The organism is Arthrobacter sp. H20 (assembly GCF_000520515.1).
Classification (GTDB): domain Bacteria; phylum Actinomycetota; class Actinomycetes; order Actinomycetales; family Micrococcaceae; genus Arthrobacter_D.
Genome location: NZ_KI914712.1, coordinates 122,859 through 131,837 on the forward strand (window position 1 = coordinate 122,859; position 8,979 = coordinate 131,837).

Annotated in this window: 8 protein-coding genes; 1 reads left to right on the forward strand and 7 read right to left on the reverse strand. The window is 64.2% G+C overall.

The window, feature by feature from the left end; all coding sequences use genetic code 11:
* The 7 genes from Y703_RS17545 to Y703_RS0103055 form a co-directional block, all read right to left on the reverse strand.
* Positions 1-838: phosphodiesterase (locus Y703_RS17545; protein ID WP_081743359.1), on the reverse strand; the 838-nt coding region annotated here is incomplete at its 3' end.
* A 167-nt stretch (positions 839-1,005) separates the two neighbouring features.
* Positions 1,006-3,105, reverse strand: a complete 2,100-nt coding sequence (locus tag Y703_RS0103030; protein ID WP_026551542.1) for a hypothetical protein — start codon at positions 3,103-3,105, stop codon at positions 1,006-1,008.
* On the reverse strand, positions 3,102-4,202 hold the full coding sequence (locus Y703_RS0103035; RefSeq protein WP_051427234.1) for a glycoside hydrolase family 130 protein: 1,101 nt from the start codon (positions 4,200-4,202) through the stop codon (positions 3,102-3,104). Before Y703_RS0103035 ends, Y703_RS0103030 begins: the two co-directional genes overlap by 4 nt.
* A 6-nt stretch (positions 4,203-4,208) precedes the next feature.
* A complete protein-coding gene (locus Y703_RS0103040) occupies positions 4,209-4,964 on the reverse strand; it encodes a carbohydrate ABC transporter permease (RefSeq protein WP_253907917.1) in 756 nt (251 codons plus the stop codon).
* Between the two features lie 172 nt (positions 4,965-5,136).
* Positions 5,137-6,087 (reverse strand): carbohydrate ABC transporter permease, encoded by a 951-nt coding sequence (locus Y703_RS17550; RefSeq protein ID WP_035763573.1) that lies wholly within the window; start codon positions 6,085-6,087, stop codon positions 5,137-5,139.
* 13 nt (positions 6,088-6,100) lie between these two features.
* Positions 6,101-7,390: an extracellular solute-binding protein gene (locus Y703_RS0103050; protein ID WP_026551545.1), complete on the reverse strand. Its 1,290-nt coding sequence runs from the start codon at positions 7,388-7,390 to the stop codon at positions 6,101-6,103.
* A 39-nt stretch (positions 7,391-7,429) separates the two neighbouring features.
* Positions 7,430-8,476, reverse strand: a complete 1,047-nt coding sequence (locus Y703_RS0103055) for a LacI family DNA-binding transcriptional regulator (RefSeq protein ID WP_035763576.1) — start codon at positions 8,474-8,476, stop codon at positions 7,430-7,432.
* A gap of 234 nt (positions 8,477-8,710) precedes the next feature.
* On the opposite strand from Y703_RS0103055, the gene Y703_RS21325 reads away from it, so the two are divergent.
* Positions 8,711-8,887: a DUF1059 domain-containing protein gene (locus tag Y703_RS21325; protein WP_081743361.1), complete on the forward strand. Its 177-nt coding sequence runs from the start codon at positions 8,711-8,713 to the stop codon at positions 8,885-8,887.
* Positions 8,888-8,979 lie beyond the last annotated feature (92 nt).

The window sequence follows — 8,979 nt, forward strand, 5'->3', positions numbered from 1 at the left end:
TTTCGAGCAGTGGCACTGTCTCGCCCACCGGCAGGTAGGCGCCGATCGGTACCACCGAGTGGACTATCGTGTCCTCGTACACGTGCACCAGGTTGTACGCCTGCGCGCCGTCCTGTCCACGGGTGCCACCGCCGTCGTACCCCAGATCCTGCGTGTAGCAGGTGGCCGACGCCACTGACACTGGAACCCCAGCGAAGGTGGCGGTGGTCGAGTAGTGCAGGTGACCGGCCAGGATGCCGCGAACATCGGAGCCCCGGACGACGTCGGCCAGTTGCCGCTGTCCCCGCAGCTCCACCAGCACTGAGAGGTCCTGGACACAGGGGATCGGCGGGTGGTGCAGGGCGAGGAGGGTTCCGTTGGGGGCCGGTGTGAGGAGCTCATCGGCCAACCAGAGCAGCTGTTCATGGCTGAACTGCCCGTGGTGGTGCCCGGGCACGGTCGAATCGAGGGTGATGATCCGCAGCCCGTTGATCAGGTAGCTGCGGTCGATCGGGGCGGAGTCGGGGGCCTGATCCAGCAGGCCGACGCGGAAATTGGCCCGGTCGTCGTGGTTTCCCATCGCCCAGATCACCTCGGCGCCGAGCTTCGCCGCGGCCGGTTCGACGATGGCGCGGAGCTTGGCGTAGGCGTTGGCTTCGCCCTTGTCCGCCAGGTCCCCGGTGAAGACCAGGGCCTCCGGTCTGGCACCGGAATCTTCCAGCTCGGAGAAAATCTGGCGTAACCGGGCTTCACTATCCACCGCCCCGTACAGTGGCCCGGGCCCGCCGAGCAGGTGAGTATCGCTCAGGTGGAGAATAAACTGCTGCGGCCGAGGATGCTCGGCCGTCCGGTAATTCATGGTGACCTTCTAGGTAGCTGGCGGTGACCGTTTACAACCTAATTGACCTCTATCAAAGCAGAGATCAAACCAATAGCTGGTGAACACAGCCCGGCAAGTCGGATAACGCTGCGAGTGGCCGAGCGTCCGGGGTCTCCCCGGCCGCACGGCCACCTCCTCCCTTGCGCCTACTTGCGGATCAGCGAGGTCTCAGTGAAGCCTCCCGGCGCCACATACACCTTGCCCTGATCCTTGCCCTTGTCGTGTCCCTTGCCTTTCCCCTTGCTACCCGGCGGGGCAACCGGCTGACCGGCCGCATCGTAGACCTGCTGTTCCAGCCAGTACCCGCGTGGCACCTTCACCTGGTGCAGCGACTTCTTCTCGGAGGCGCTCACATAGATGGTCGACTCCCCCGCCGGCCCGTCCACGGTCACCGAAGAGATCAGCGGCTGCAGCAACAGCGCATCGATCGAGGCGGGACCGTCGACGGCGGCGGTCACACTGCGCTCCCCCCGCTTCAGCTCCCGGTCAAGGCTGAACGGCTGCAACAGCCCCGGCGCATCGGTGATGCCCTGCTCGCCCGCCCCACCATTCGGGGTGCTGCCGAGCTTCCGTTTCCCGGACCAGGTGGTGGTGCCAGCGTCCTCGATGGTCCGGTTCACGATCGGATACACGTTGCGATCCTGCTGATGCGCGGGCACCGGGATGCGCAGATACGCGCCGGCGCCCAGTTGCGCGTACGCTCCGCCGGAGATATTCGCTTCCCCGGTCCACGCCGACTCGGCGGTGATCATACTGCCGTCGCCCTCTATGGTTCCGGTTTCCGCTTCCACCACGGTGAGCCCGTCGGTGGCGACGGTCTGGTCAATGCCCAGAGCATCCGCCTTCAGCTCGGGGTGGGCGTCGAGGACCAGCATGGACAGCAGCCCATGGATGGTGGACTCGGCACCCGAGTTGAGGTTGACGGTGCCGTCGGCCTGCACACCGTCGAAGGTGACGCCGGTTACCGGGTTGTAGGTAGGCTCACCGCTGCGATTGGCGCCGAAGTACCAGCCGCCCATCACCGCTGCCAGCTCATACAGCCCGGTGGCCCCGGTCGCTTCGGCTGTCGACACCAGGCTTTGCAGCCGCGAGTCGACGCCGTAGGCGATCTGCACCCGTTCGGAGGGAGTCGGCGTCCAGGCGTTGTCCGGCCCACCGGCGGCAATCAGCTGCGCGGAGAAACCGGCGGTGTCCTTGACCGCTGCGTCCGCCAGATCCGGCCGGTCCAGCACCACTGACGCGTCGGCGACAGCGGCCGGAGCCATGCCGCCCCAGGCGTGCCAGAAGGTCTGCGACTTGGTCCACGGCAGGATGGCACCGAATGGCCAGGCCTGGGTGTCTCCCGCTGACATCTCGGCGATGCCTTCGCTCAGCTGGGTGAGCGCCGTCCTGGCCACCTCATCCGATGGCTCGGCAGCAACATAGGCCGCCAGGCCCAGCACCGCTTCGGCCGATGCGTCGGCACCGTTGGCTATCAGCCAGGCGGGAACCGCTACGCCATCGGCCACGTCATACTGGCCATACTGGCCCAGCGACTGGCGGTTGAGCGCGCCCAGCGACAGGCGCAGGCGCTCCTGTAGGAACGCGGCAAACTCGGGGTCCGCCTCGCTGAACGCGGCGTACCCCTCGCCGAGGGCCCACACGGTGCGGGCCACCCAGTACGACTCAGCCGAGTCGGAAGGGTCCGGCAGTTCGATCGGTTCCGCGCTGGGATTCAGGTCGCCGTCGGTCTGCTGCCAGAGCACCACATTGCCCGCGTTGGGGCCGTCGGTGGTCTGCAGGTAGGCCAGCGACCGCAAGGTCTGGAAGGCTGACTCCTTGCTCGCTTCGCTCCCGGTCTGCTGCCAATGCCTGAGGTACACCACTGCGGTGCGGGAAATGTCGTCGGCGTTGTAGGCGCCCTGGCTCCAGTCGCCCTGGGCATTCAGGTTCCCGCCGCCGATTTTCCGGTAGGTGCCGTCGTCGTTCCGGTCGGCGTACGTCCAGGGTGCCAGGGCCGTGGGCTGGTCGCCGGATTTGTAGGTGCTGTGCCCGGAGATGTCCGGAACGGGCACTTCGTCAAGCAACCAGTCCAGGTGGGAGGTGTTAGTCAGGGGGGCTGTTTCTGCAGCCTCAACCGTCGGGGCGGCCACTGCCGAAACCGCTGGGCCCGGGGCCGCGGCCACCGGCGCCATCCCGACCCCGACGATCACGAGCGAAACGCCTGCGGCAAGGTACGGGATGCGTGCTGCCCGGGCGGCGCTCATAGCGCAACCCGATCGAGGCGGGCCACACCGATTTTGGAGTCCGCCATGCCGTAGAAGACGAAGAGCTGACCGTCGATTTCCTCGATGGCCGTGGGGAAGACCACGTTGGGCACAATTCCTGACTTTTCGTCCTCGGTTTCTGGTGCCAGTAACGGTTCGCGGCTGCGGGCGATCACGATCGACGGATCATCGGCCGAGAGGATCATGGCCGCCGCCGAATAGTTGACTTTCTGCTGGTGGTCGAACGCCGACTTTTCCAGCGCACCAGCCACCCCGTGATGGATGATGAGCCAACCCTCGTCGACCCGGATGGGTGGCGGACCACCACCAATCTTCAGTTCCTCGAACTCGAATTCGCTCATCGCCACGAGGGTGTGCTTGCCCATGTGAACCAGGTTGCGGATGTCCCGCTCAACGTCCTCGACAGAGACGTAGGAGATCCAGATGCCGGGCCGGTTGTCGGTGATCCCGGCGGGCAGGTGCTCGCCTTCGCCCTCGCGGATCCAGCCCAGGTCCCACATCGGACGGTGCAGGAGCGCATAGGAGAGGACGCCGTCGGGGTCCTGGACCGGCTCCGGGAAGAACACGCCGTCCTTATTCGGGAACAGGTTCAGGTCCATGGACAGTTCGGCCTTGTACTCGAAGAAGCAGGGGCCGAGCCGCTGCCAGGACCGCAGGTCGGTGGAATGGGCGAACGCCATTCGCGGGCCCATCGGGCCGTACGCCACATAGGTCATCAGGTGTAGGCCGAGCGAGGGCACCCACGTGGTACGGGGGTCCTCGGTGCCCGAGTTGTTGGTGCCGCGTTCCCAGCCCTCGTCAGGGCCCAGGACAACACCCATCCGATCGACGCCGGTGGGCACCCCGTTCTCGATCACGATCTTGGCGAGCCCCACACGGGACACGTTGCCTTTGGAAACCAGCCGGGGCAGCAGGTACAGCTCCCCGTCCGGTCCGCGGCCGCTGGCCGGGTTGAGGACCCCTTCGGCCTCGACGTCGTTGCCCTCCTCGGGACTCATGATAACGCCGGCACGCGTCAGCGTGAACGGGACGGTGGGTAGCAGGGTGGTGGGGGAAACTGTGCTTTGCGAAGTCATGGAAGATTAGCCCTTTGCGCTTGATCCGATATTGGTGGAAATAAACTGTCGTTGGAAGCCGATGAACAGAGCAACGGCTGGAGCTGCGAGGACACAGGCGCCCGCCAGGATGGCACCGAATGGATTGGCGGCGGTGGCCGCGACGTTGGATATGTAGTTGGCGAGTGACACGGCCAGGGGCTGGAACGCGACGTCCTTGGTGACCAGGAAGGGCCAGAGGAATTCATTCCACGGCCCAATGAAGGTCAGCAGCATCGCCGTGACGATAGCGGGCCGCACCAGGGGAATAGCGATCTGGGTGAGGATGCGCATTTCGCTGGCGCCATCGATCCGTGCCGCCTCGAACAGCGAGGCCGGCAGTTGGAGGAAATACTGTCTGAACACGAATACCGCCGTCGAGTTGATGGCGAACGGGAGGATCATGCCGAGGTAACTGTCCGCCAGCCCGTAATCGCGCACAATCAGCACATACAGCGGGATGAGCAGCAGCTGGAACGGGATCATCTGGACCAGCAGCATCATGGCGAACACCATGCCGCGGCCGCGGAACTGCATCTGCGCCAGCGCGTAGCCCACCGGGATGCCGAAGATCACCGTGCAGAGGATCACTCCGCCGGTAAAGATGCCCGAGTTGATCAGTCCACGAACCAGGTTGATCGACTCGTTGATGAGCACGTAGTTCTGCCCGGTGATATTCCCGAAATTGGGGAACGCCCCGGCCACCGACGTGTCCGGTTCCGTCTGCAGCGAACCGATAAACATGTAGTAGAAGGGAAACAGGAACACGAAGGCGCCGACGGCGAGCAGCAGGAAGCTGACCGGTTTCAGCGCCCGCTGCCGTGCAGTTGCCGATTTGCGTGGCGCAGCCGTGTCGTCGTCCGACACAGGGGCAGTTGATGCCGTCGCGACGGTGGGCTGGAAATCTTTGGCCATTCTAGTCATCCTTTCCGCCGACGATGCGTCGTTGAATCAGTGCGATCACCAGGACACCAAGTACCAGTACGACGCCGAGGGCGGCCGCCGTGTCCGGGTTTCCCTGCAGGATTCCCTCCTGGTACATCAGGAACACCGGCGAGGTCGAGGCGCCGTCGGGTCCGCCGCCGCCGGTGAGCAGGTACGGCTCGGTGAACAGGTTTGCACCGGTGATGGTGGCGAGCAGTGTCACGAGAACGCTGGCGGAGCGCACTCCCGGGACGGTGATGTTCCAGAACTGCCTGAACTTGCCGGCCCCATCGACTGCGGCGGATTCGTAGAGTTCCTCCGGGATGTTCTGCAGCGCCGCGAGGTAAAGCAGAATGAAGAATCCGAGCTGTTTCCAGGTCACGTACAGCGCCACCGTGGGCATGGCCAGTGTGGAATTGACCAGCCAGGACGGGTCCGGCGCGATCGAACCCAGCAGCGAATTCACCAGTCCGTTCTGGCTGAACAGGAACAGCCAGACACCGACGACGGCGACACTCGCCGTCACGTACGGCACGTAGTAGCTGACGCGGAAGAACGTGCGTAGCCGGGTGACGCGGTTCAGCGCGTTGGCGAGAATCAGGGATAGGGCCACGGTGAGGGGAACGTTGATGATCAGGAAGATCCCGATGTTGACGAAGGAGCGTCCCACATCAGGATCGCTGAGGACCTCGATGTAGTTCTCCAGGCCAACGAAAGGCCGTTCGACGGCGACGCCAGGCGCCGTGAAGAAGAAGTCATGGAAGGAGATGTAGACGGCGTAGCCCAGGGGGTACGCGAGCACCGCGAGAATGAAGAGGATATACGGTGCACTGAACGCCAGGCCGAGTGGCTGCCGTCCCAACAGGTTCTTGCGCCGGCGGGGTGCGGAACCCGGGCTCGCGCCCGGATCCCGCCGCTTGCCGACGGTGGATGAAGTGGTCACCGTCTACACCCGCTTACTCTGAGGCCAGGGAGTTGATCTCTTCCGCGGCGGAGTTGAAGGCGTCCTCAATGGTCTCGTTGCCGAAGATCACCGATGCGCCCCAGGCATCGCGGAAGGTCTGCCAGATTTCCACCGAGTTGGGGACGTTGGGAACCTCGACGGCGCGTTCTGCCTGGTCCGCGAATTCCACGTAGGCAGGGTTGGCTTCGAAGTACTCCGGGTAGGTGCCCGTCAGATCCTGGCGGATCGGCATCTGCCCGGTTGCCTCCAGCAGGGCGCCGTCCTGTTCCTCGCTGGTCGCGAACTTCATGAGGTCCCAGGCGGTCTGCTTGTTGTCGCAGGCAGAGTAGATAGCCATGTTCTTGGCATCCGAGAAGGTGGAGGTCTCGGTACCTTCCTCAAGGCCGGGAACCGGCACAGTACCCCAGTTCACCTGGTCGCCGTAGACGGGGATGGCCCAGGGGCCGGAGATGGCGATGGCCGCCTTCTTGTCCACGAACGAGTCACCGGTGTAGGCCTCCTGCGAAGACAGGCCTTCCTCGTACATGGTGCGCCACATTTCGGCGACCGCGATGCCTTCCTCCGACGTGAAGGTCGACTCGCCCTCCTCGACCAGCTGGGTTCCGCCGGTGGCGGCCGCGTAGAACGGGTAGAAGTCGAACCAGGACTGGAAGAACTCGCCTGCGGGCGATGGCCACATGGCATACTCGGCCGCTCCGGATTCAACGAGGGTGCGAGAGGTTTCCAGCAGTTCGTCCTGCGTTCCCAACGCCGGGTTCTCCGGGTCCAGGCCGGCTTCCTCGAACATGTCCTTGTTGTAATACAGCACCACTGGGTTGGACTTCCACGGCAGCTGGTAATACTGGCCGTCAGCGGACTTGTACTGCTCGGCGACGTCGCCACTTCGGGATTCGACGTATTCCACCCCGTCTTCGAAGGTATCCAGCGGGACCAGTCCGCCCATTTCCTCGAACTGCGGGACGGCGACGGGCGCGGTGTTCATCACGATGCAGGGGGCGTTACCGGCGGTGATGGCAGCCGCGATGACCTCTTCGGAGCTGGTGCCAGCGGGGATCTCCTGGGCGGTGACCTCCTGGTCGAGGTTGTCAGCGTTCCAGGCTTCAACCATCGCTTCGCCCCACGCGACCTCCTGTTGGTTGTTCGAGTACCAGATGGTGATGGGACCGCTGGTCAGCTCCCCGTCGCTGGCCGCGTCGCCGCCGCCCCCGCCGCAGGCGGCTAATCCTAGACCCATCATGGCGGTGGCGGTGATGGCCAGTGCTCGTTTGGTGTATCGCGTCATTGCGTTTCCTCCTAGATCACATTCACTGTGGTTACTGAGTTAGTTACTACCGGGGGTACTCCGGCCGTGGGGCGCCGCAGTGGACCCGCGGGTAATAAGTCCAGGTGCAGGAAGGACGACGTCGTCGCCGTCGTGGGTGCCTCCGAGCTGGTTGAGCAGTACCTGAGCTGCGGCGCTACCCCACAGCAGCGGGTCGCTGCCGATGCTGGTGAGCGCCGGGTTGAGGTACTGGGCGTACTCGGTGTTGTCGTAGCCGGTGATCGAGAGATCATCGGGAATCCGCAAGCCTCGCTGCTGGGCGTGGGCCTGACCGGCGGTGGCCATGATGTCATTCGCATAGACGATAGCGGTAGGCGGGTTCTCCCGCGCCAACAGGTCAGCGGTTGCCGCCACACCCTCCACAGCACCAAAGTCCGCTTCGATGAAGAGGTCATGGTCCAGCCCGTTGCGCTGCAGGGTGTCGGCCCATGCGTTGCGCCGGTTCAGACCGTGGATGTAGTGCTGGGAGCCGCCCACGTGGGCGATCCTGGTGTGGCCCAGATCAACGAGGTGCTGGACGGCGTGGCTGATCCCCTCGGTGTCATCCATGCAGACCGCGGGAAAGGGCGAGGGGGTATTGGGTCGGTTCAGGGTCACCGCGGTGAGCCCCAACTCCAGGAGCAGGGCGATACGGGAATCGTCGGTGCGCATGTCGCTGAGGATGACACCGTCAACCCGACCCTCGTGTGCCAGGCGACGGTAGCTGGCTTCCTCGGCCCCCGGTTTGGTGGCGACGGTCAGGACGAGCGAATAGCCGCGGTCGGCCAGAGTCGTCTCGATGCCCGCAATAAAGGACGGAAAGAACGGGTCGGTACCCAGGAGCTTCGGGTCACGGGCCACCACCAGGCCGAGGGCATACGCCTTGGAGGAGGACAGGGACCTGGCGCGCAGGCTGGGAGTCCAGCCCAGGGCGGCTGCGGTACTGAGGATACGACGGCGGGTATCCTCGCTGACCCCGGCCTGCCCGTTGAGGGCGTAGGAGACAGCGCCTTTGCTCACGCCAGCGGCCCGGGCTACGTCACTGATCGTTACCGCCACTGCCCGCACCGCCCTTCCCCATCGAATTGTTCAAGTGATACGCGTCACTTAACCGGTTAAGTAGACTTAACTAAACCGGTTAAGTGGCCGATAGTCAAGGTCGTCTTTGAATACAGTGTGTTCAAGCCGGTGGCGCAGCAATCCTTCTGGACCGCCGTGGCGAATAACGTTCGAAGTCGCTGGGTGCAAGCACGTACCGTTAGGCAATTCACCGCCAAAGAAGGCGTAACACAAGGAGATTGGATGAAATCGTTTGCATGTGGTGATGTGGTTCCTGGTTGCGAGGCCAAGTGGGTGTGCAGCTCAGACGACGAAATCCTGGCCCAGGTCGGAGCCCACGCTGCGGCAGTTCACGGGATGACCTCGGTGCCTGACAGTCTGGTTCAGGCTGTCCGCGGTGCGATCCAGCCGGTTAGTTGATTCCCGCCACCGACTCACGCGGCACAGTTGTCGGCTATGAGGCCCTTGCCCGTTTCCCCGGGTTTGCGGAAAAGAACCCCGAGGTCTGGTTC

Bases quoted from the DNA above. Each gene is read 5' to 3' on its own strand.
- Y703_RS0103040 (WP_253907917.1), bottom strand. From the start codon at position 4,964: ATGTTTATCGGTTCGCTGCAGACGGAACCGGACACGTCGGTGGCCGGG.
- Y703_RS21325 (WP_081743361.1), top strand. From the start codon at position 8,711: ATGAAATCGTTTGCATGTGGTGATGTGGTTCCTGGTTGCGAGGCCAAG.
- Y703_RS0103050 (WP_026551545.1), bottom strand. From the start codon at position 7,390: ATGACGCGATACACCAAACGAGCACTGGCCATCACCGCCACCGCCATG.
- Y703_RS0103030 (WP_026551542.1), bottom strand. From the start codon at position 3,105: ATGAGCGCCGCCCGGGCAGCACGCATCCCGTACCTTGCCGCAGGCGTT.
- Y703_RS0103035 (WP_051427234.1), bottom strand. From the start codon at position 4,202: ATGACTTCGCAAAGCACAGTTTCCCCCACCACCCTGCTACCCACCGTC.